Raw genomic sequence first — 22,874 nt, 5'->3', positions numbered from 1 at the left:
CAATTCCCGAATCCGAATTGAGTCACAATAAGAATAGGCAATCATTAAAGGTGCTGTTATGCTTCGTCTAACCCAAATTATTCGGAACTTGTTCCTTCGTATTGAAGGCTTGTTTGGTGTTTTATTCCAAAGTATTTCTAATTTTTTCGGAAATTTATTTGGTTTTTTTGGCAAGCTTTTCGGATTTTCTCAGTCTGGTTATTTCTTGGAATCGGATGGGGTGCAAGACGTAAAACAAGCTTCAGCTAAACAGCCAATTGAAACGAATCGGGATAACATTGCTAAAATTCCTGCCACTAACCGCCGTCGTTCTAATGCCAAACTTGACGACTACTACCTAAACATGGCTCGTGATGTGAAAAAGAACTAACAAAAGCCATAAATTAGATTTTTATCTCAGAATTTTATCAATTATTGTTCTCTATGCTAGTGGTCTGTCCTATTAGTTACGAGGGGTGAATAAGTTTGTAGTAAGGACTTTAGTCCTGGATTTTTAAGCACTGAAGTGCTTACTACAAACTCATTATATTGAATGGGACAAGCCACTAGGTAGTGTAAGGTTGCGAAAAGCATCCAGCCATAATTAACAGATTTGTATGTGCGTAGACATCGCACCTTTCGCAAAAGTTTTGTCCAGTTTGAGGCTGGACAATAGCTAGAAATATTTTTGAGCTTGAATATTTACTTAGTTTTTAGCTTACCAAATCAACTAAGGCGTTGCTTTGGAAGCGAACTATAGATGAAACTGAGCAACCGCGATAATTCTCAGAGGTGAATACTGATAGTGTGATATTAGCTTGACCTGGATCTAAAATGCGTTTTACCTTGCAGGTTTGCATTTTATTGTTGCAGTAAGCAATAATCCGATCGCCAGCCTTGACTTCCAACGCTTGAATTTTCAATTAATACCAACCTTGCCAGGAATTTGCTTTGTTAAAGGAAAAATATATTGCTATATCTCACTCGTTTGACAATAGCAATGTTTTTTTAGTATAGCACAAAAATTAAGGATATCAATGCTATCAATTTAATCTTGGTAATGTCAAGTTTATTCATACTGCAAATACTAGTGCAGGAGGTAGGAGGCAGAAATTGATCTGTTGCTCTCAACCCTATCTAATTCCAAGCCACCAAATCGTTTGCCCAGTTTATCAGTCGGAGTATTTGTTGAAATTCAGATGGAGGGAAACCTCTACTCTAAAGAAGTTAGAGCTAAATTTTTTTGGTGGAAGATTTTTCTCTCAATGTTTTTGTTACAATCATTGAAATTTTTACCTAAAAATAACACTATGGCTTTATACGCTGAACTACATAGACATCTAGGCGGCTCGGTCGTACCACGAGTTTTATGGCGATATTTCGAGCGGCATTCTTCGGAGTTAATTTCCCGCTTTGCTGACTATTCAGATTTTGAAGATTTTTATACCCGCCCACGTAACACTCTAGATGAGTATCTAGAATTACACACCTTGGTAGAAAGCGTGCAAACTGTGGAGACTTTGCCTTACTTTATCTATCGCTTGGTGCGGGGTGCTTACATATTTGAAAATTTGGCTTATCTGGAACTGCGCTACACTCCTTATTTGCGGACACCTGAACATCTGAGTCAATCGGAAAGAATTGACAAGATGGCAGAAATTGTGCGAGTAGTAGGACTTGCCAGCCATCAGCCAGAATATCCGATTGTTACTAGCCAAATTCTCTGTATGCACACACGCCTACCTTATGAGGTGAACAAGGCGATTGTTGATTTGGCGGCGCAAAATAAACAGTATGTCTGTGCAGTAGATGTAGCAGGAGGTGATAGTTATTACGCCGATCGCTTAGAAGAATGGATTAGCTTATATGATTATGCGCGATCGCAGGGTGTTAACACCACGGGACATCTATATGAAACTACCGCTGGTTGTTACCCAGAACTGCTACCCTATCTGATGCGGATTGGTCACGGTATTCAAATTCCCCTACTATATCCAGAGCTACTTAATGATGTGGCTAGACGCGGACAATGTTTAGAGGTTTGTCCGACAACTTACCTAAAAACTGGAACCTTGCAGGATATACGTCAACTCAAATTAGTTTTTGATCGTTGTTTTGATGCTGGAGTCGAGATTGCTATATGTACTGATAATGCTGGATTGCACAATGTGCGTCTACCATTTGAGTATGAGAATCTCTTGACTTACAACATCATTAGTTTTAAACAACTACAAGCTTGTCAAGATGCAGCTTTCCGTCATGCTTTTGCTTGGCCTTACAGTCAACCTCCTGCATCACTGTTGAACGGTTTGCTCAAACCTGAACCAGCTAAAATTTTGTCCCTGAGAGATACTAATTAACAAATCGCCTAAAGATATTCATAAAGTCAGGTGATTTAATGTTAATTAATGTTGCAATTACTAATTTCTTCTGATGCCATAGAGAAAGTTGTAATGCACAATAGATATCTTGCAATAATTAATGTTTTAGAAATTAAACCACAGATGCACACAGATAATTTATCAGTGTTTATTTGTGGTTCTTTTGTTGCTGAGAAAGGATTCGTTGCTATAAGTCGTATATAGCGTGCCCCCAGAAGCTATAAACTATAATTTATGGCATCTACTATTCAAGCTCTACCAACAGAAGTCGTATATCTCATTACAGCTGGTGAGGTAATCGACTCTTTAGCTTCTGTGGTGCGGGAATTGGTAGAAAATTCCCTAGACGCAGGTGCAACGCGAATTGTGGTTTCTCTGTGGCCGCAGCAATGGCGAATTCGTGTAGCAGATAATGGTTGTGGAATGAACTTAGATGATTTGCAACAAGCAGCCACAGCCCACAGCACTAGTAAAATTCGCTCTAGTGCCGATTTGTGGAAAATTAACAGTTTAGGGTTTCGTGGTGAGGCGTTGCACAGTTTAACGACTCTGGCTGATTTAGAAATTTTGAGTCGTCCTCTGGGGGGAAATTTAGGATGGCGGATAATTTATGGCGATGGCGGGAAAGTTGTACAAGTTGAAGCAACTGCGATCGCACCTGGTACAGTAGTTACAGTTTCCCATCTTTTCGGTAATTGCTCATCTCGTCGTCAGGGATTGCCCACAACAGCACAGCAAATGAAAGCCGTGCAAGCCACAATTCACCAAATCGCCCTGTGTCATCCCCGCGTCACCTGGCAGATTTGGCAAAATGACCGTCAATGGTTCACCATTTGTCCTGCTGCCACAACTGGACAACTACTACCGCAGATTTTACCGCAAGTGCGACAAGGTGACTTGCAAGAAATAAGACTCGAAATACCCAACCCACTAAACTCAGAACTCCTAACTCCTAACTCCTCACTCCTCACTCCTCACTCCCCACTCCCCACTCCTCACTCAGCACTCAGCACTCAGCACTCAGCACTCACTTTAGTGGTAGGATTACCCGATCGCTGTCATCGCCATCGTCCAGATTGGGTACGTGTAGCCATTAACGGCAGGATGGTGAAGACACCGGAACTAGAGCAAACGATATTATCAGCATTTCATAGAACATTACCGCGCGATCGCTATCCAATTTGTTTCTTACATCTTGCCATTTCCCCCGATCAAATTAACTGGAATCGCAATCCAGCAAAAACAGAAATTTACCTCAACGAAATCATTTATTGGCAAGAGCAAATTACCCAAGCAATTAACCAAGCACTCAGCATTTCTTCTAACAATCTCAAAGAAGCTGTTCACACCACACGAGTTAGTAAATTACTCAAAGCCGCAGAAGCAAAAGGCAGCTACAATTTCAATTCTCAAAATCCTAACGAAAATCCTAAAACTCCTAACTCCTCACTCCCAACTCCTAACTCTTTAAAAGCTGTCGCTCAAGTTAGCAATACTTATATCGTGGCGGAACATTCAGGTGGTATGTGGTTAGTAGAACAGCACATTGCCCATGAGCGAGTTTTGTATGAGCGATTATGCGATGATTGGCAACTTGTCCCCGTCGAACCGCCAATAATTCTTTATCAATTATCGCCAGCGCAAGTATCGCAACTGCAACGCATCGGTTTAGACATAGAACCTTTTGGCGAACAACTTTGGGCTGTCCGTAATATCCCCGCACCTTTGCAGCAGCGAGACGACTGTGCAGAAGCAATTTTAGAACTTAGTTGGGGAGGCGATTTACAAACAGCCCAAGTAGCCGTCGCCTGTCGCAGTGCCATTCGTAACGGTACACCGATGAACCAACAAGAAATGCAGACACTTTTAGATAATTGGCAACGCACTCGTAACCCCCGCACTTGTCCTCACGGACGCCCAATTTATCTATCTTTAGAAGAATCAGCATTAGCTCGGTTTTTCCGGCGTAATTGGGTAATTGGAAAAAGTCATGGAATTTGATGTTTTTGGTAATGCCAAATCTCTTTTTTCTCTCTGCGCCCTCCGCGTCTCTGCGGTTCAAAAGCATTACTAATCATAATCTATTGTCTTCTTGTTTGGCTTTAAGATAATCAGCAATTTTTGTTTTATAATTAACAGACAGATCAGAATCACCATTAAAACATCCAACTAAACCAAGTTCTTGAAATATTTGTAATGGAGGTTTATTAGTGGTGTTAATTTGGTTGTAATATTGCTCAATAGCTTGTTTAATCGCTGCGCTAAAATCTTGATTTGTTTGTTCCTGAATATACGCAAGTTTTTGAACAGAGTCATCATCAAGGGGAGCATCCCAGTTTTTATTTTGCATCAAAAGAATAATATTGTCATTGCGAGGAGGAACGACGAAGCAATCCCACAATCTTCAATATTAACGAATTGATGGGATTGCCACGCTCCACTTCGTTGCGCTCGCAATGACAATCCCAGTTTTTATTTTGCATCAAAAGAATAATATTGTCATTGCGAGGAGGAACGACGAAGCAATCCCACAATCTTCAATATTAACGAGTTGATGGGATTGCCACGCTCCACTTCGTTGCGCTCGCAATGACAAGTAAAAAAGTGGGATGCTTCATCATCTAGTTGAATTTCTAATTGCATAATCTTATCTCATTAGTTGACGATTTGACTGAAAAAATCAGAGAGTGTTTGTTTAGTTGATGAAAGTTAAAAAAAACTGTCGTTTTTGCGTAACTACACTCTACCTACTATATTTACAGTACCACCAGCAGTTAAAACTTGTTTTGCAGTTAATTGTAAACTGGGAAAAATAGAAGAAACAAGGAGATCATCATTTTGAAACAATTGCTTTTGATACTCATCTTCTATTAACTTACAAATTGTAATCGTTGGCTGCTTAGTTTTGCCAATATATTCTCTACCACCTAGCCCCAAATAATCTATAATCCAATATTCAGGTACACCGAGTAAAGCATAATCTTCAACTTTTCGAGCGTAATCATTTTGCCAGTTGCTACTAACAACTTCCGCAATTATTTTAATAGATTTCCCCGATGTGATTACAGGTTCTTGTTGCCATAAAGGTTCATTAATTAGTTGTGTTTGATCGAGTACAATTACATCGGGGCGAAAAGCCGTACTTGTTCCCAATAGTTTAATCAAACAGCGATGGGGTGTAAAGTATAGTAAATTATGACGATCAATTTCTACATTCAGTTTTCGACTCGTAAAAGATGATACTTGTTCATGGGGGCCTGTGGGTTCCATCTCGATTAATTCCCCATCAATTAGTTCATAATGATTGTTATCGCCATATTGAGTAATAAATTCATTAACATTGATTAATTTTGGTACTGCTTGTAGCATAATGGTTTTAACCTAATTACAACTAATTCAGTGCATTAGACGTAGGTTGGGTGAAGCGGAGCGCAACCCAACATTAATCCGGGCGTTGGGTTACGCAAAGCCTCCACCCAACCTACAATTTTATTGCTATTTATTATTCTTATATAACAAGCAGCACATAACCGAATCGGCTCAAGCTTCATCCCCACCGCAGCAGGTGGTAACATCTGCGCTAACTTATCGGCATCAACCCCCCCCAAAACCTTAGCCAATACCTCCAACTGCTGCCGAGAAGGAGGAGGATTAAAACGGCTCCGCCCGCCGCAGGCATCGCACCCCAAAGTCCTGCGGTTTTACCTAAACCAGTAGGGGTTAAATCATTTAGTAACTAACACTTTCAGATTTTACGCAATAAAAAACCCCACTAACTTATAGAAAGTGGAGCAATTAATGTTACAAGTTTAGGAGTCAATCATCGATAAAATCGCTATTTGCACTCGACAAGCGAAATTATTCTAAAGCTTTCTTAAGTTCGTCTTTAATATTTTCTACGGTGTGAGTAACTTGGGCTTCAGCTTGCTTTGCTTGTCCTTCAGTTTTATCTTGTGGATTACCTGTTATTTCACCCACAACCTCTTGAATTTTTCCTTCAATATTTTTTGCAGTTGCTTCTATTCTCTTTTCGGCACTCATGGTTTTTATCTCCAGCTTGTAGTTGATTCAGGGAACTCCAAAAATAAATTACTACTACTTGCAAAGTGGGCCGAAAAGCCCGCCCATTTCACAGGACGGGCAAGACGCTCACCCTACAAATAATAAAATATTGATTATTTTATTACTTGGAAGTCCCTAAGCTATTACATAATATAACATCTATGTATTCTTTTTTACTTCCATCAACCGAGGGAATATTTTGGTAAATTATATCAACTTAAGATAGATGTCGATCGGGCTAATAGCACACAATGTAAAACATGAACATCTGATAAATAAAATTTATATATATTAAAAAAATAACTTTTTCGCAGATAAATGAACTATAAGTTAAAGCAAAATTTAAATAAAAGGAAAATAAAGGAGTGCCAACAAAAAGTCAAAAAAATGTCTGGAAGAATGAGATTAATGACATCATTCGAGGTGCTTGTGGAGGTTTTTTATTTGGCATACCCTTGCTGTACACAATGGAGGTTTGGTGGATTGGATCGCTGGCAAAAGCACAACTGATAATGACGGCGATCGCATTAATGTTTATTGTGGTTTACTTACTCAATCAGATAGAAGGCTTTCGCAAACGCAGATATAGCTGGCTAGCTGCTCAAACCGCAATCGATACCGTCGAAGCGATCGCGATCGGCATAGCTTGTTCTACCTTTGTGCTGTTACTATTGCGAGAATTGACACCAGAAACCTCCCTAAAAGAATCTTTAGGTAAAATCATCTTTGAAAGTGTGCCCTTTGCTCTTGGTGTAGCATTAGCGAATCAGTTGTTGGGAGATACTGAAAACAGTAATGGAAAAGGACAAGGAAGCGATCGCGAAAATAGCACAACCAAGAACAAAGGTGATGAGTTACACGCCACCTTTACTGATGTGGGTGGAACCCTGATTGGTGCAACCATAATTGCATTTAACATCGCTCCCACAGATGAAATTCCTATGCTTGCAGCCGCAACCTCTCCACCTTGGGAGTTGGCAATGATCGCCGCATCTTTGCTGATTTCTTATGGCATTGTATTTCAGGCAGGTTTTTCTAACCAGCAAAAACGTAAAGAGCAAAAGGGAATTTTTCAACGGCCATCGAGCGAAACCATTATGTCCTACTTAGTATCATTGCTAGCAGGTGCTTTTATGTTGTGGTTCTTTCAAAAGTTAACTCTTAGCGATCCTTGGACAATGTGGTTAGATCACACATTGATACTGGGTTTACCTGCAACTATTGGTGGTGCAGCCGGAAGGTTAGCAATATGACTGAAACAGAACAACAACCAAAGCGTTCAATGGCTGAGTGGATAACATTCAGCATCGCCTCATTCATCTTAGCAATCATTGTGAGTCTAGTAGGCTACACTTGGCTGAACGAAAAAAATCAACCTCCGATCCTTTCTGTCACTAAAAAACAAACAATTCGAGAAATTAATGGCCAGTTTTATGTTCCTTTTGAAGTTGTGAATAGTGGAGGAGATACAGCTGAGTCAGTTCAGATTATGGCTGAGTTACTGATTGACGGCAAAGTTACAGAAACAGGAGAGCAACAGATTGACTTTTTATCTAGTGGGGAAAGCGAAGAAGGCGCATTTATATTTAGCCATAACCCGCGCCAAGGTGAATTAAATCTACGTGTTGGTAGCTATAAATTGCCATAGGGGACTGACAAATAAAAAAATACCCCACAATATTGCATAATCTATTTGTTGGAAGTATACCCGAACTCAACCCTCACCACACTTGTGGCATGGGGAATTAGTGTCAGTCAACCAATATTGAACAGCTTAATTTCCCAGATGACAGCCGCAGAAGAACAAGGACAAATATTAGGAATTGCCAGTTCTTGCTCTGCATTGGCACGCATCGCTGGGCCAACATGGGCAGGGGTTAGTTTTATAAAATTTGGGAGTTCTGCTCCTTTTTTGAGTGGAACTTTAGTAATGGTAGTAGCTTTGACTCTTAGTTTACGAGTAACTAAAAGTGCATCTGAACCAAAAACAGAACGTGTAGCCTAAAAAGCTAGGTCTTAATTTAAGAATTACGAATTACGAATGCACTCATGTAAACCGTTGGTGGACATTTACTTTGGAGGCTTCAGTGCTTTTACACAGTGTAATTGTGTCATTAATACTAGGACAAAGCAAGTGGCCCACATTTCTTTTTGGTTTTTTTGGCATTCTGGTACTTACTCAGCTTCACGGACTACCTGTGGGTATCTCGGCGAAACGTACTATTTACGGAGCTTTTTTAGTGAGTGTTCTGGTCGTTTATGCACTGACTGAACGTGGCTTGGGCAGAATTTACGAAGTAACCTATATTCCTCTGATTGAGTTTGGATTAGTTGGTGCAATTTACTTAATCTTCCTACTCATCTTATGGACAATTTCTCATTTACCTGTCAAGACATAATGTCGTGTTAGTATTGTAACTCGTTGAATTCCAGCAGGCTGACACGCTTGATGCTTAAAATGCTAGGTTCGTTCCTTAACCCAGACTACCGGGAATCTGCGATCGCATTGCCGCTCACCTGGAGATCGCACTACGCCCCTATCGACAGATTGAGGGCTAACGAGACACAAGATAAGCGATCGCACCCAAGAGCGCGCATGGCTGCAAGGTGGACAAACACACTATACCAAAGCCACGCATTGCATCAGGGCGCGGTTCGCTGCATCGCCTGGTTAGACGTTTTGAGGCGGCAGTATGGAGACTAGCCGAGTGGTTTGCCTTTACGACTGAATGAATTCGAGGAGATCGGCATTGATCTGGTCTGCGTTTGTCGTCGGCATACCGTGCGGGAAACCCTTGTAGGTTTTCAATACCGCGCCCTTGACCAACTTAGCGCTCAGTGGGGCGGAGTCGGCATAGGGAACTATCTGGTCATCATCGCCGTGCATTACCAAAGTCGGCACAGAGAACTTCTTAAGATCCTCAGTAAAGTCGGTCTGGGAGAAAGCCACGATGCCATCATACTGCGCCTTGCTACCGCCCATCATGCCCTGACGCCACCAATTCTCAATCACGCCTTGCGACGCTTTCGCACCCGGTCGGTTGTAACCGTAAAAGGGCCCGCTCGGCACATCCCAATAAAATTGCGCCCGATTGGTGGCAACCTGCGTCTGAAAGTCGTCAAATACCTCTTTAGGTAGACCGCCGGGATTCTCTGGGGTCTTCACCATCAGTGGTGGCACGGCGCTAATGAGAACGGCCTTCGCGACGCGGCTTTCGCCGTGGCGCGCAATGTAGCGTGTCACCTCACCGCCGCCAGTCGAGTGTCCAACGTGGATGGCGTTTTTTAAGTCGAGATGCGCGGTAAGGGCAGCGAGGTCATCGGCGTAATGATCCATATCGTGTCCGTCGGCGCCTTGGGTCGAGCGTCCATGCCCTCGTCGGTCATGGGCGATGACACGATAGCCGTGATTTAAGAAGAACATCATTTGGGTGTCCCAGTCATCGGACGATAGAGGCCAACCATGCGAGAAAACTATGGGCTGACCGCTGCCCCAATCTTTGTAGTAAATCTCTATGCCGTCTTTCACTGCGATCGTGTTCATGTGTTTTTCTCCAGTAGGCTGACTCACATTTTGCAGGTAAGTGAAGAGATTGATGATATTTTTGATAAATGACATCATCAGCATCAGAAATAAGAGTACAAGATATTGACCACTGCGGGATAGTGGCAGGCCAGGCATAATCGACCAAATGTGTTTGGTAGAAGAAATCAACCAAATACTAGGTGTAGCGAACTGCAAACATAAATACTTCAAACCGCAAATAAGGCAATTTTGAAACCACATTATTTGCAAATAAGAGCAGTCTCAAAATAGAACTGCGGAATGTAGGACAGAATTTTTGGAAATGTCTATTAAAAAACTAACAATTTTACTCACCACTACTAAGAATTTTTTGCTGTTGATAACGCTGTTTAAATTGCTGTTGCTGTATTTTATGATCCACAATTGGGTCAGGATAGCCAACAGCATGACGTTCTAAAGGTGGAATTTTCCCAGTAACTAAATATTCTGTATCTACAGACCGCAATTCCGACACCCATTGCCGAATATATTCCCCTTCTGGATCGAATTTCTGTGTTTGACTGGCTGGGTTGAAAATCCGCACAGGTTTGGGGTCCATGCCGCTAGAAGCACTCCATTGCCAACCGCCATTATTAGCAGATAAATCTCCATCAATCAACTTCTGCATAAAGTATTTTTCTCCCAATTGGGGATTAATTAGCAAGTCTTTAGTGAGGAAACTCGCAACAATCATCCGACAGCGGTTATGCATCCAGCCACTTTCGTTTAACTGACGCATTGCTGCATCCACAATGGGGTAGCCTGTTCTCCCCTCACACCAAGCTTGGAAATGTTCTTCGTTAGTTTCCCAAGGAAAGTTCTTGAAGGTGTCGCGGAAAGCACCATCAGCTAATTCCGGGAAGTTATACATTGCGTGTTGATAAAACTCCCGCCAAGCTAATTCCTGTTGCCATGTGCGGATATTAACTGCTGTTTCCTCACTGCGGCTATTTTCTAGTGCTTCTACCGTGGCTTGCCAAACGGTGCGAATGCCAATTACCCCAAATTTTAAAGCTGCACTCAGTTGCGATGTTCCTTCCACTGCGGGAAAATTGCGCTGTTCTTGATATTCAGTAATAGCTTTATTAGTAAATTCTTCTAATCGTTCTTGTGCCGCCGCCTCTCCTGGTGAAATAATTAATTGTTCATCCCAGATGAATCCTAAATCTTTTGCTGAAGGTAGTGTCAAGGCTCCTGCAAGTTTGGCAATTTCCTGTTCAGCTTCCGTTAATCCCTCAACATTTTGCAGTGTTTCTACTGGTTGCGCCTTTGGTTTAGTAATCCAATTTTTCCAGAAGGGTGTGTAAACAGTGTAAGGACTGTTACTACCCGTGCGTAACTCCTCTGGGGAGTTGAGGATTTGATCCCAGTTTTGGTTAAGAAACTCAATGCCTTTTTCTTTGAGGGCATTTATGATGGTGCGATCGCGTTCTTGTGAATAAGGTTCTACATCCCAATTCCAAAAAACAGCTTTGGCATTTATTGCTTCGGCTAAGGCTGGTATCGCTTGTACAGGATCGGCGTGGAGTATTAACAACTGGCTACCAACTTCAGCATATCGCTCTTGAAGTTTCTGCAAACAGCCAATCATATAAGTTACTCTCACAGGAGCAACATCATCCCGTTCTAGAATATGCGGATCTAGGCAAAACACGCCCACCACCTTCGGACTTTGCCGTTTTGCCGCAGCTAGTCCCGTATTATCAGAAATGCGTAAATCGCGCCGATGCCAAAACAGAATTAAGTCAGACATTCCATGCTGGATATAGTTCACCCGTACTAGCTTAGATGCTAGTGGTACCAATAAGCATCATTCTGGCGATAAATTTATTCTCTTGATGGGCATTGAGGATTTAACTATAGCGGTTTGCGATCGCGTGGTGTAAGGGAGCACATCTGCCATCCTTACGAATTCACATGAAAATTGCGATCGCAGGATGTCAACAGTCAATTAAACCCCGGTTTCTCAATCGGGAATAGTGGCTTTTCATCTCAAAATTTAGTATACTCTTCTTAACAGTTAATTAGTCTTTTTGTCATGGCTAACCTACTACTTGACGACGGTACGATTGAGAGCGATTTAGGCGAAATAGCTCGTGAACTTGCGCCTCTTGGCATTCAACTCAAACACTACGACCCAGGAACATCGCTACTCTTCCCTAATTTGCTAGACCAGGACGTTTTAACTGAGGCCGAGAAACGTTATTGCGTAGAACTCCATAACAGCGTCTTTGAATTTCTTCAGCAAGAAAATGGCGCTCTCTGGTGTGACTTACTAAATGTGCATCCAGGTTCGTTCAATCTTCACCACCTGATCGCAACCTACAGTCGTTACCATACTCATGTTGCGCCTGAACCCCTCTATATGCTGTCAGGAGAAATGATTTATGGCTTCGTGCGACTTGATGGCAGCCAGGTACAGCTTTTAGTTCAGGCACAAGACTATCTCTACATCCCCGGCGGCGTTGAGCATTGGTGCAGCCCAACTGCATCGTTGAATTTCAAAGGGATACGCTATTTTGCAATTGCAGAAGGTTGGGTTCCCAATTATACAGGGACTCAAGTGAGTGATTCGATCCAAAAACCGCGTTAAAGCTTATTTGAGTACTCCAAGTAAAAAAATGCCCAATTGTCATTGCGTACGCCAAGGGCGAACACGATGACGGGTTTTGGATCATTTATTTTTTGGAACACTCTTATACACGTCCTTTGACCCACCTCACGAAATCGCGTTGCTCCCGCCTAAGCCTTGTGAAATGCGCTGTCTTTGAGTATATCCTGTAGTCTTTAAAGCAACAGTCTCAATTCGACTGTAAAGGAACTGGGGCAAAAGCCGAAGGAAATAGGCAGCTCCCAGGGTCAACAGTGTACGGCGTGGTTCTTTAGAGAGAATATGCCAGTTCGTTGCTAATGCTCGATTCACCAACTTCACAGCCATTTCACCATCTTGCAGGCTGACTGCTCTACGGGCTAAGTACCGCAACTGGTAAGCTCTAGCCAGTGTTTCCCATTGATTAACTATTTCTGGGGCGTATAAACGTGCCCTAGAGATTGCCAATTCCCAAGAATCTAACTGCTTAAGCAAGTTTGCTGATAGTCCCCCTGAATTTACCCTATATAAGGTCAAAGCTTCAGGAATACCCTCTATTTCCAGATCGCTCTTAACAGACATCCGAAACCAACATTCAACATCTGTTGAGTCACCATTAGTATGACGCGATCGCTCATCGAAATAAAAGTTTTCAACTGTACCGTAAAGATTGTCTTGGAATTCAATAGCTTCAAAAACTTCTCTTTTAATTACTGCTACCGAACCATTGCTAACTGGATTGCGGCAAAGAATAATCGCTGGAGTTATTCCCTGCATCTGAGGCATTTGATAAATACCTAAAGGGTTGCCATTATCATCAATAAAAGCAGAGCGGCTAAAGCTTACCCCGACATTAGGCGAATTATCTAAATGCTTAACGTGTTTTTCTAATTTTTCTGGCAACCATAAGTCATCAGCATCTAAAAGAGTTAAATATTCTCCTTGTGCATGGCGAATACCAGTGTTTCTTGCCCCAGGTAAACCCCGATTCTTTTGACGAATAATTTTAATTCTAGGGTCTGTAAATTGCTGACAAATTTCTATACTTCTGTCAGGAGTGCCATCATCAATAATTAAAATCTCGAAGTTTTCGTAAGTTTGTTCCAGAGCCGATTGCAGTGTAGCAGCTATATACTTTTCTGCTTTGTAAACCGGAATAATGATAGAAACTTTCTTCATTGTTGACTATTCCCATTGATTTATTTTAATTAATATCTAATTAAATTTACTATGCACTAGGCAAGAAATCTAATTATGCTTTAGGCATAGAAAGTTCTTAATTATTGATAGAAAAATTCTTAATTATTTCTAGATATCTTCTTGAAGAATACGACGTTTTTGGTTAGCCCCTACTATATTATTTGAAACCAGAGCTTCAAATTTATTGTAAACATTTTGAGGTAAGAGTAAAAGTAAATAGGCTGCTACCATTGTCAAAAGTGTACTTCTGGGATTTTCAAGAAGAATATGCCAGTCAGTTATTAAGGCTCGATTAATTAATTTTACAGCCATTGAACCTTCTCGTAGTCTTACGGCATTACGAGCTAAATACTGCAACTGGTAAGCTCTAGCTAGTGTTTCCCCTTGAGTAAATATTTCTGGAGCGTAGGAGCGTGTCTTTTCAATTAGCTTTTCCCAAAAATCTAACTGCTTGAGCATATTTGCTGAAAGCCCTTTTGAATTAACTCGATACAAAGTCAAGGGTTCTGGAATGCCCTCTATTTGCCAATTGCTTTTAATGGAAATACGAATCCAAAATTCGTTATCTTCTGATTGGAGTAAGCGTTCATCAAAATAACAATCTTCATTAGTACCGTAAAGATTATCTTGAAATTTAATCGCTTCCAGAACTTCTCTGCGCATTACCGCAGCAGAGCCATTACCAACCGGATTGCAACTGAGTAAATAGGATGGTGTGATTTCTTTAAGCTTGGGCATCTGATACGTACCTAAAGCTTGTCCAGCTTCATCAATAAAAGCAGAACGACTGAAGCTAACACCGACTGCTGGTGAATTTTCTAAGTGAGCAATCTGTTTTTCTAACTTTTCTGGCAACCAAAGGTCATCTCCATCTAAAAAAGCTAAATATTCTCCTTGAGCATGACGAATACCAGTATTCCTAGCTCCAGATACTCCTCGATTTGCCTGACGAATAATTTTAATTCTGGGGTCAGTAAATTGCTGACAGATATTTATACTCCTGTCCAAAGAAGCATCATCGATAATTATAAGCTCGAAATTTGTATAGGTTTGCTCAAGAACAGATTGTACAGTAGCAGCTATATATTTCTCGACTCCATAAACCGGAATAATTACAGAAACTTTTTTCATTTTCCAGACCGATTTTAGTTTCAGTTTGCTCTCAGGTTTTACTGGTAGTACAGTAATCTTTGATATGCCAATGGGAATACTATCTGATGGATACGATCGCACCTTCTAGTGATAGCATCTAAAAAAGTGAGATATTTATCCACCTGGCTATCCACCTAGTTATAAGACAAACCCCACTTCCTAACTTTTCACCGGATAATGTAAAATACTTACTTCTAGTATTCGTTACTTAATACAATTTACTGTGTTTCACAATACATTATATTCTGCGTGTGGATAGTCTGATTGAAATTCTTAGCAAGCGATCGCTCCACCATTATCCAGAATAAGACTGAGTAACTATCCCATTGAGTTACCAAGTGGCAAGTACTACAACTTACCTCAACCGATTCTTTTTTCATGAATATTTAATTTTTGAACATGAGTAACGCGAATTTTACTAATAATCTGGAGCAAGTATGCAGAAATATTTTCTACAAGTATTTTTTTCAACAACAATTTAATAATTAGCTTTTGAGTTTCCTTTTCCAGAAGAATTTTTGGATATAGCTGAATTGCCTTCCCCAATTTTTTGCTTGCTTTTTCAACTCCTTCATCACCTGTAATTCTTGTGAGACACAGCCTACAAGAATATCGGTAAACATAAGCTAAACTATGATTTTTCAAGATTTGAATTTTTGGCGATCCTGATTGAAAAGCTCGCTCCAAGACTTTGAACTGACAGTCTTCCATAAATTCAACTTTAGATGACATTGAATTTGAAGATTGACGATAAAAAATCTGCGGTTTAGTAACTACAACAAAAGACCATTTGGCAGCTAAACGTAGCCAATAATCCCAATCTGCTGCTCCTGATACTGAAGGTTCAAACTCTCCGACAGATTCAATTGCTTGCTTACGGATTAGGGGATTTGAACCACTAGCAATAAAGTTCCAGGTTAATAAATTCGCCAAAACCTTACCTTGGAAAAAGATCGGCCGATCAATATGGCAATTTCCAGTTTGTTCATCCATAAAATAAGTCCAGCTATAAGCAACACCTGCCTCTGGATTTTTCTGCAAAGCTTCTAACTGAAGTTCTAGCTTATCGGCTGTCCATAAATCGTCAGCATCAAGAAAGGCTACAAAATCTCCCTTGGCATGAGAGATACCACGGTTACGAGCTACTGATAAACCCCCATTCTCATAGGAAAAGACTTTTATACGACTATCTTTCAACTCATCCAGTAGCTTAAGAGTTCCGTCTGTTGAACCATCATTGATCACAATTATCTCAAAATCAGAAAAAGTTTGTTGTTGTACTGAGACAATTGTATCGACAATTGTGCGCTCAGAATTGTAAGCGGGAATAATGACAGATATAGTTGGCATATGATTTCAATAAGTTGCTAAATTCTACTAGCTAATTAGTATCAAAAGGTTGCTTTCTCATAAAAGCCTCTATTGCAGCTTTGGAACCGCAACAGACCTAGCCAAAGAAAAAGGTCGAGTCAAGTACTTAGCAATTCGAGGAGAAAGGACTTGCATTACTAGCCATTTCATTAAATAACGCTGAGTTACTCTTTCTCGCAAAATCTGAGGATATAAAGAAACCGTCTTCCACAATTTACGACCAGCCTGGTTGACCTGTTCTCTATTAGTCACATGAGCTAGTTCCATGCCCGTTAAATATTGATAGATATTTGCTAGGCTTTGATTTTTAAGATTTTGTAACTCTGGCGGTGCTGCTTGAAAGCCTCTCTCCAAGACAATAAGCAAATATTTCTCCATCTTCTCAACTTTAGTTGACATAGATTTTGAAGAGTGACGATAGAGAATTTGAGGTTTGGGAACTACTGCAAAATCCCAATGCTGTGCTACACGAAACCAATAATCCCAATCTTCCACAGAAGAAAGTGTTGGGTCAAATTCTCCAGCAGATTCAATTGCTTGTTTACGAATTAAAGGATTGGAACCATTGGAAATAAAGTTACTGAGCAATAATTTGTCATACACATTACCTTCATAAACTACATTATGACCAGGGTGAAAAATCTCTGCTGTTTCACTCATGTTCAGAGTCCAGCTATAAGCAAGTCCTGCCTCTGGATGTTTTTGCAATGCTGCTAGTTGTAGCTCTAATTTATCAGGTGTCCATAAGTCATCGGCATCGAGAAATGCCATAAACTCTCCAGTGGCATGAGAAATACCACGATTACGAGCTACTGATAGACCAGCATTACTGTATGAAAAAATCTTGAGACGAGAGTCTTCAACAGTCTTCAATAGTTCTAAAGTCCGATCGGTTGAGCCATCATTAATAACAATTAGCTCAAAATCAGAAAAGGTTTGTTGAAGAACGGATTTTATCGTTTCTAAAATAGTGCGTTCAGCATTGTAAGCGGGAATAATAACGGATATAGTTGTCATAGAGTTTAACCAGATAGAAAGTAGAAGGATTTTTGTAAGTCTTAGTGTAGTAAGAATTCAGGAGTCAGAATTCAGAATAGTTAAAGAATTAGGAGAAAATTTGATACATAAATGTACTAATCATGCTGCATTTATTTTAAATTCTGACTTCTGACTTCTGGGTGCTGAATTATTACCTAGTGTAGGCAGAGCATAAACCAGTTAGTTTGGGAATAGTTCCAAGAGTTCTTGTGCAGCCATCTGAATTTGTGAAGGTTCTTTTACAAATCTGCAAAAGGGAATCGAGTGAGTCCAAGCTTGATAAAATGCCTCATTTTTATGGTAAGCATTAGGTAGAAAGACATGAGGAATACCCATAAGAATGCAGAGAATATGTCCATGCAAGCGGTTTGTAATAATTAGACGATGCTGCTTGAATTGATACATTCCATGATGCATATAACTTAAGGATTTAAGATGCATTGAGGAGTTATATAAGCTATTGAATCCAAAGGAATAATGATGGAAGTATTTCCAGAGATGTCGGTATATCCACTCACCAGGAATCACTGTACCTTTTTGCAAACCTTCCCGAACTCGCTCCATGCGTTCAGTTGTGTCATATTTGAAAGAAGTCCAATCTTCTACAACTAAATTAGGGAGATCAATAGAAGTCTGAGAATCACTTGGATTCAACTCTTTGTCATTTCTATAGTGATACAAAATAGAGTTGCTGCCGTTATATCTCGATAATAAACCAGGTAAGTTGACCATTTCAAAAGCCATATCAGGTGCTTTAATCACCTGACAGTTGTAGAAATATTTTAGAGCAAGTTCATAGCTGTAGTCATCACGGACAAATAAAGTCAAATTAGGATGTGAGTTGAATACATTTGCTGCTTCCATCAAATTGGTTGTTTCAACAAAATAAATACTTTGTGGTAGAATAATTATTGGTTGATCCCGGTACTTGGAAATAATCTGTTCGCGAAATTTTTGATGAGCAGTCCAAAGATCGCCTAAATTCCCTCCTCCTTGCAGGAAAATAGGAGATTTTCCAATTCTTTCTTCCATTACTTCGCTAGAAAAGTTATTAGGACTGGCAGTATATTTAATTTTTGTTTTTTGCACATTGATTAAATAGAGTACAGTACCTAACCCGATAAGGTGATCGCCAATATTAGGATAGTCGGGATAGTCTAGTAATGCACACTCTTGAAATCTCTCTAATTTTCCTAGTGATTTATGCAGAACTTCTTTCAGCTGTTCCGGTTGGGGGGTAGCCATGAATTTTAGTTCCTCGTTGTTATTCGTTATTTCTCAATGAATTAGTGTAGCTAGAAGCAGCTATTTCTATAAAAAGCCAAATTTTTACTTAGCTTTAATTAAATCCTGAGAGCTATTTAATTTTTATTTTGCGATTGATAAAGATTGCGTTTTATCTAAAACATATTTGCTAGCCCAAATGCTGTAAAGAGGTAATGCTAATAGATGAGTCATTAGCACCGCAACGGCTACCCAAAAAATTCCCCATTTTACAGCTACTAGTAATGAAATTGTAAAAATCACAGTAAAAATTAGATTCCAGTAAAGATTAATGTGACTTTTATCTACAGAGTTAAGTAACATAGAAGCGCCATCAGCAAATGGGCGTGGTAGAGCTGACAAACAGATAACTATCAATATTGGAATTGCTGTTACCCACTTTTGCCCAAAAACAATTGGGACATAAAATGGAGCTAGACTTGACTGTAGCAAAACTAATGGAAATACAATTAAGGCAAATGTTTTGAGGCTACTAAAATAACGTTCTTGAAACTCCTTAACGTTTCCCCTAGCGGCACAAAGATGGGGGTATAAAGACCAAGTCATTGTATTTATAACATTCATGCTGATTCCTAACCCAGCATTAAAAGCGAAATAGTAAATTCCTAGCGCCTGGACTCCTAAAAAACGTCCAACGATCAGGTAATCAAGATTACCTCTTAGCTTATTTAGTAACTCAACTCCAAGAATATTTCTAGCATAACTAACAACTTCCTGCCACTTATTAAAACTAAACGACATGGTAGGACGCCAAGGATGATTCATCAGATTGATAACAATCCATACTGGAGTCGTAATAACAATAGGTATAACAACAGCCCACATTCCCATCCCTAATAGAGCTAAAGCTATAGTGATAATATTGATTAGGATTGACTGCGTGGCATTGCATAATGCTGTAATTTTCAGGCGGTTCTCTCGCTGGATTAAGGCAGATTGAACTGCAAAGATTGGCAGCATTAAGTAGACTAATGCCATAACGCAGATAGGCAAGATAACTTGGTTATTACTATAAAACAAAGCAATCGGTAAAGCGGCAAGACACTGAAGAATAAACATTACTCCACATAGTATCCAATTAAGCCAGTAAGATGTCTGACAAATAATTTTCAGATCCTTCTCTGCTGCCTGAATAATTTTAGAGCCAATTCCAGCTCTTAAGGTAAAAACAGTTGCAAATTCATTGGTAGTCAAAACGATTGCTATCAATCCATAATCGTAGGGATTTAACAGGTGAGATAAAGTAATTGTTGTTCCTAACCGGAAAACACGATTTACTAACTCCGCCCCCCCCATCCAACCAATATTACGCACATATTGACTAGATACTTTTTGCCTTAGCTTTTTGATTAACATGAGGGCATCCTTAAGAGACAATTAGAAAATATTTTTTATCAATCAATTTAAAATTTAAGTATAAGCAGCTTCAGGCTTCTTATGAAGAGAAGCTTTAGGAAGCTGCACTTCTTCTTTAAATGCAATTCCCATGATGATTAAACCGGGATAGTATAGATAAGCTAAAGCCTCTTGGCTATCATTAAATGTAAAAAGTAATAGAGTGATAAGAAAATACAATGCTACCCTGGCAATTGTGCTTTTCTGGGCTTTAATCAGCAAAACTATAAAACTCAATAAAATTGGTACTAAAAAGGCAATGAAGCCAACTATCCCTTTAACAAACAAGAGACCAAACCAAGTATGGTGAGAGCCGATAGGCATCTCTGCTAATGCTTTCGGCCCTGGTGCTTCTCGAAAACCATGACCCCAGATAGGAGCTTCTTTCCATTTCTCTAAGGCAATTACACCTAAAGCTTCATGCACTCGCGAAGAGTCTGGTCTAGCATTATAAAATGCTTCTTTAGCATCCCTAATAGTACTAACAAGTGCCGTGCTAAAAATACCTGCTAAAAAGCTAACAAACCCAATCGCAATTTGCGTAGTAGGTTTAGTAATCTTTGTAAGCAACAAAACTAATATGAAAACTATCGGTAAAGCTATAAAAGATAAGCGAGAAACAGATACTATACTCATAGCTAAAGAGCCGACTATACCAATGAAGCGCCACTTATTGTTACGTTCTTCAAGAGCAAGGAAGAAATAGATGTTTCCAATGAGACCTAGCGCAGGTGCCCAAGGTGCAAATAGAAATAGACGGACATCATTTGTACCGTAATCACTACCATAGAGATTTACATTGTAAAAAAGCTCACCATTCTGTATTAATCTTTCAATTGGAGAAGAATAGAGTAGTGCAGGTAACTTTAATATCCAAGCTAGATAAAAGAAGGGAATTAAAATCAAACTTTGAAGGCATAAGATACAGACGGCTCTATAGATTAGTTGTGGTCGAATATTGAGACAGCCGCTTAATGGAAATAGTGCTAGCAAAGCCCAATCTGTAAACCAATTAATTAATGACCTAAGAGTTTGATTTGTACCTACATCATAATTTATACAGCCTACAATTGTAGCGATCGCTATGACCAGAATAGAGACAATCCAAACCCAATGTATCCAATAAACTTTGATTCTTTTTTCAATAATAGTGTGCGCTGTTTGGTTCCAAAGCCGCTTACATAGGTAAAAAAACAGTATCCAGGCTAATACGAAATTTACAGGATATAAAATACCAATAAAATAAAATACATAGGTACTAATTACCCAATACCAAACAAGACTTTCTTCAAAGTTTTGAGGTTTCATTGTTCCATTCTCTTCCTCTCTGTACTTCCAGTCTTATCGGATATTAAATTTTTACGTTCGCGCCACCAAAGTAACACCAGTCCAAGGGATACGAAAAGGGAGCCTAAAGTTGAACCCAGTAAAACCAATTTATCTTTTGGTGAAGTCGGTTTCTCAGGTAATGTAGGCTGTATAACAAGTTGAATCAGTGGATAAGATCCAAAAGTATTGGACTTGCCAATATCCAGTCTGGTCAAATTGGAAGAAAAGACCGCTTCCGCAATTTGCGTATTTCGTTTCAGCGAATCCAAGGTGCTTTCCAACTGTGTTAAATTCTTGAGCCTACTCTCAAGCTGGTTAATCTGTTGTTCTATTGCTTGAGCTTGAGCGGTGAATCCTTTTTGGTCTGCCTGAACTACAACTAATTCTTGGGAAAGAGCGTCTCGAGGAACGCTGTTACCAGAGTTATTGCTACTAAGGCTTAACTGCTTTAGAACTGCCAAAGTGACTTTTCGCCCTAAAAGAGACTCACCTCGAGCTAGCAGGGCCTGTTGAGCAGCATCTCTTTTCGCTTGCTCTGTAATTAATGTCGGATGGCTAGGCAAAAATTTGGATTCTAAAACAACCACAGAAGCGGTAGCATCACTATAATTTTTTAAGTTCTGTTGAAATATCTGGTCTGTTTGAAGGGTAAAAGCATCTGTAGCTTGTCCAGCAGATAGTTTTAAATTATTCGATAATTGTGCCAGACGAGTAGTAGCCTGTTGCTGTTGACCGATTATTTCAGATCGTTGTCTACGTAACTGTTCAATGTTAGTTGTCAGATCCTTAATTTGATCTTCCGAGTTCAAACCTGAACGTGCTTTGTAATCGGCAAGGCGCTTATGAGCAAGTGCTAATTTGTTTTGCGAAGAAATTAGGGAAGTTTGATAACCTATATCTCTTTGAACAGCTTCTTGATTTCGTAGCATACTGAGTCTTGCTTGCAAGGCTTTGTAAAAAGCTAAAGATTTATTTCGAGCTTCCTGGGGACTCGCGCCTTCAAAGTCAACGCTCATCATGGAAGTATTAATTATTAGCTTGAGCCGAGGTTTGCCAAACTCTTCTAAAGACATATTAAGTTGATCCGCTGCCGCTTTTAATATAGGGTCGCTTTCAGCAATAAATTTATAAATTTCTCTTGGATCTTGAGAAGCAAGAGCAGCGTATGGAGAGACATTTTCATAATTAGCATAGCCAATGTCTGGTAAATTAATATTGGCATTTGACCATGCTCCTGGCAGATTAATAGCTGAAGAACTAGTATAGGTCGGTGGTGTAAGCTTTAAATAAAGAAAAGTTGCAGTCCAAAATGCTATGTTGGTAGCTAGACCTAGAAGTAAGTAACGCTGCCAACATCCTTGTTTGGTTACTAATTTTCTCAAACTGCTAGGGTAAACCGCAGAGATTTCTGTATGATTGGCCATTAAAAATCCTCTAAAGTCGGGAACTGGCTGCGGAATTACAAAATCTAGGTGGGGTTTTGCGATTCGCCTAAGTAAACTTACAGGATCGTACTACATAGTCGCTT

The 22,874-nt window shown here is 39.9% G+C and carries 25 protein-coding genes; 9 read left to right on the top strand and 16 right to left on the bottom strand.

The features are described from left to right. The first annotated feature begins 58 nt into the window (after nt 1-58). On the top strand, nt 59-370 hold the full coding sequence (locus tag V7K61_RS24505) for a threonine dehydratase (RefSeq protein WP_335057324.1): 312 nt from the start codon (nt 59-61) through the stop codon (nt 368-370). Between the two features lie 322 nt (nt 371-692). On the opposite strand, the gene V7K61_RS24500 is transcribed toward V7K61_RS24505, so the two are convergent. Further along, complete coding sequence (locus V7K61_RS24500; RefSeq protein ID WP_094352741.1) at nt 693-902, bottom strand: hypothetical protein; 210 nt, start codon at nt 900-902, stop codon at nt 693-695. 387 nt (nt 903-1,289) lie between these two features. Here V7K61_RS24500 and V7K61_RS24495 point away from each other — a divergent pair, with 387 nt between their 5' ends. Further along, a complete protein-coding gene (locus tag V7K61_RS24495; RefSeq protein ID WP_335057322.1) occupies nt 1,290-2,339 on the top strand; it encodes an adenosine deaminase in 1,050 nt (349 codons plus the stop codon). A 255-nt stretch (nt 2,340-2,594) separates the two neighbouring features. Further along, nucleotides 2,595-4,361, top strand: a complete 1,767-nt coding sequence (mutL, locus tag V7K61_RS24490; RefSeq protein WP_335057320.1) for a DNA mismatch repair endonuclease MutL — start codon at nt 2,595-2,597, stop codon at nt 4,359-4,361. A 73-nt stretch (nt 4,362-4,434) separates the two neighbouring features. Here mutL and V7K61_RS24485 read toward each other — a convergent pair whose 3' ends face one another. The 5 genes from V7K61_RS24485 to V7K61_RS24465 all read right to left on the bottom strand — a co-directional run bounded on the left by V7K61_RS24485 (nt 4,435) and on the right by V7K61_RS24465 (nt 6,401). Further along, a complete protein-coding gene (locus tag V7K61_RS24485) occupies nt 4,435-4,710 on the bottom strand; it encodes a CopG family transcriptional regulator (protein WP_335057318.1) in 276 nt (91 codons plus the stop codon). Between the two features lie 149 nt (nt 4,711-4,859). Beyond that, the gene (locus V7K61_RS24480; protein ID WP_335057316.1) at nt 4,860-5,003 is read right to left on the bottom strand and encodes a hypothetical protein; all 144 of its coding nucleotides are present in this window, start codon (nt 5,001-5,003) and stop codon (nt 4,860-4,862) included. A gap of 93 nt (nt 5,004-5,096) precedes the next feature. After that, the gene (locus V7K61_RS24475) at nt 5,097-5,729 is read right to left on the bottom strand and encodes a Uma2 family endonuclease (protein ID WP_335057314.1); all 633 of its coding nucleotides are present in this window, start codon (nt 5,727-5,729) and stop codon (nt 5,097-5,099) included. Nucleotides 5,730-5,764: 35 nt separating this feature from the next. Next, nucleotides 5,765-5,980 carry a hypothetical protein gene (locus tag V7K61_RS24470; RefSeq protein WP_335057312.1) on the bottom strand — a complete coding sequence of 72 codons (216 nt, stop codon included), beginning with the start codon at nt 5,978-5,980 and terminating at the stop codon, nt 5,765-5,767. 238 nt (nt 5,981-6,218) lie between these two features. Beyond that, complete coding sequence (locus V7K61_RS24465) at nt 6,219-6,401, bottom strand: CsbD family protein (protein ID WP_292742794.1); 183 nt, start codon at nt 6,399-6,401, stop codon at nt 6,219-6,221. A gap of 386 nt (nt 6,402-6,787) precedes the next feature. Between V7K61_RS24465 and V7K61_RS24460 the strand changes: the two genes are divergently transcribed. The 5 genes from V7K61_RS24460 (at nt 6,788) to V7K61_RS24440 (ending at nt 9,126) form a co-directional block, all read left to right on the top strand. Further along, nucleotides 6,788-7,675: a TIGR02587 family membrane protein gene (locus V7K61_RS24460; RefSeq protein ID WP_335057307.1), complete on the top strand. Its 888-nt coding sequence runs from the start codon at nt 6,788-6,790 to the stop codon at nt 7,673-7,675. Then, nucleotides 7,672-8,070, top strand: coding sequence for a TIGR02588 family protein (locus V7K61_RS24455; protein WP_335057305.1), 399 nt, complete (start codon nt 7,672-7,674; stop codon nt 8,068-8,070). Before V7K61_RS24460 ends, V7K61_RS24455 begins: the two co-directional genes overlap by 4 nt. Nucleotides 8,071-8,115: 45 nt before the next feature. Then, nucleotides 8,116-8,427 carry a hypothetical protein gene (locus tag V7K61_RS24450; RefSeq protein WP_335057303.1) on the top strand — a complete coding sequence of 104 codons (312 nt, stop codon included), beginning with the start codon at nt 8,116-8,118 and terminating at the stop codon, nt 8,425-8,427. Nucleotides 8,428-8,530: 103 nt separating this feature from the next. Further along, the gene (locus V7K61_RS24445) at nt 8,531-8,821 is read left to right on the top strand and encodes a hypothetical protein (protein ID WP_335057301.1); all 291 of its coding nucleotides are present in this window, start codon (nt 8,531-8,533) and stop codon (nt 8,819-8,821) included. 50 nt (nt 8,822-8,871) lie between these two features. Beyond that, nucleotides 8,872-9,126, top strand: a complete 255-nt coding sequence (locus tag V7K61_RS24440; protein ID WP_335057299.1) for a hypothetical protein — start codon at nt 8,872-8,874, stop codon at nt 9,124-9,126. A gap of 15 nt (nt 9,127-9,141) precedes the next feature. Here the strand turns inward: V7K61_RS24440 and V7K61_RS24435 are convergent, their stop codons facing one another. Together V7K61_RS24435 and V7K61_RS24430 are read right to left on the bottom strand one after the other, a co-directional pair. Next, nucleotides 9,142-9,966, bottom strand: coding sequence for an alpha/beta fold hydrolase (locus V7K61_RS24435; RefSeq protein ID WP_335057297.1), 825 nt, complete (start codon nt 9,964-9,966; stop codon nt 9,142-9,144). 328 nt (nt 9,967-10,294) lie between these two features. Next, nucleotides 10,295-11,740 (bottom strand): deoxyribodipyrimidine photo-lyase, 8-HDF type, encoded by a 1,446-nt coding sequence (locus V7K61_RS24430; protein WP_335057295.1) that lies wholly within the window; start codon nt 11,738-11,740, stop codon nt 10,295-10,297. Nucleotides 11,741-12,025: 285 nt separating this feature from the next. On the opposite strand from V7K61_RS24430, the gene V7K61_RS24425 reads away from it, so the two are divergent. Continuing rightward, nucleotides 12,026-12,580: a 1,2-dihydroxy-3-keto-5-methylthiopentene dioxygenase gene (locus V7K61_RS24425; protein ID WP_335057293.1), complete on the top strand. Its 555-nt coding sequence runs from the start codon at nt 12,026-12,028 to the stop codon at nt 12,578-12,580. A gap of 126 nt (nt 12,581-12,706) precedes the next feature. On the opposite strand, the gene V7K61_RS24420 is transcribed toward V7K61_RS24425, so the two are convergent. From V7K61_RS24420 to V7K61_RS24385, 8 genes are all read right to left on the bottom strand, one after another. Further along, nucleotides 12,707-13,756 (bottom strand): glycosyltransferase family 2 protein, encoded by a 1,050-nt coding sequence (locus V7K61_RS24420; protein WP_335057291.1) that lies wholly within the window; start codon nt 13,754-13,756, stop codon nt 12,707-12,709. Nucleotides 13,757-13,885: 129 nt separating this feature from the next. Next, nucleotides 13,886-14,908 carry a glycosyltransferase family 2 protein gene (locus V7K61_RS24415; protein ID WP_335057289.1) on the bottom strand — a complete coding sequence of 341 codons (1,023 nt, stop codon included), beginning with the start codon at nt 14,906-14,908 and terminating at the stop codon, nt 13,886-13,888. A 381-nt stretch (nt 14,909-15,289) separates the two neighbouring features. Further along, complete coding sequence (locus V7K61_RS24410; protein WP_335057287.1) at nt 15,290-16,279, bottom strand: glycosyltransferase family 2 protein; 990 nt, start codon at nt 16,277-16,279, stop codon at nt 15,290-15,292. Between the two features lie 69 nt (nt 16,280-16,348). Continuing rightward, nucleotides 16,349-17,317 carry a glycosyltransferase family 2 protein gene (locus V7K61_RS24405; RefSeq protein ID WP_335057285.1) on the bottom strand — a complete coding sequence of 323 codons (969 nt, stop codon included), beginning with the start codon at nt 17,315-17,317 and terminating at the stop codon, nt 16,349-16,351. Nucleotides 17,318-17,518: 201 nt separating this feature from the next. Next, nucleotides 17,519-18,583 carry a polysaccharide pyruvyl transferase family protein gene (locus V7K61_RS24400; RefSeq protein ID WP_335057283.1) on the bottom strand — a complete coding sequence of 355 codons (1,065 nt, stop codon included), beginning with the start codon at nt 18,581-18,583 and terminating at the stop codon, nt 17,519-17,521. Nucleotides 18,584-18,706: 123 nt separating this feature from the next. After that, complete coding sequence (locus V7K61_RS24395) at nt 18,707-19,978, bottom strand: lipopolysaccharide biosynthesis protein (RefSeq protein WP_335057281.1); 1,272 nt, start codon at nt 19,976-19,978, stop codon at nt 18,707-18,709. Between the two features lie 54 nt (nt 19,979-20,032). After that, entirely contained in the window at nt 20,033-21,325 is a 1,293-nt protein-coding gene (locus V7K61_RS24390) for an O-antigen ligase family protein (protein WP_335057279.1), read from the bottom strand. After that, nucleotides 21,322-22,770, bottom strand: coding sequence for a GumC family protein (locus V7K61_RS24385; protein ID WP_335057277.1), 1,449 nt, complete (start codon nt 22,768-22,770; stop codon nt 21,322-21,324). Before V7K61_RS24385 ends, V7K61_RS24390 begins: the two co-directional genes overlap by 4 nt. Nucleotides 22,771-22,874: the final 104 nt, after the last annotated feature.

Source organism: Nostoc sp. (assembly GCF_036918015.1).
GTDB lineage: Bacteria > Cyanobacteriota > Cyanobacteriia > Cyanobacteriales > Nostocaceae > Nostoc.
The sequence above is the reverse complement of the archived record's forward strand: the minus strand, read 5'-3'. Positions and strand labels throughout refer to the sequence as shown.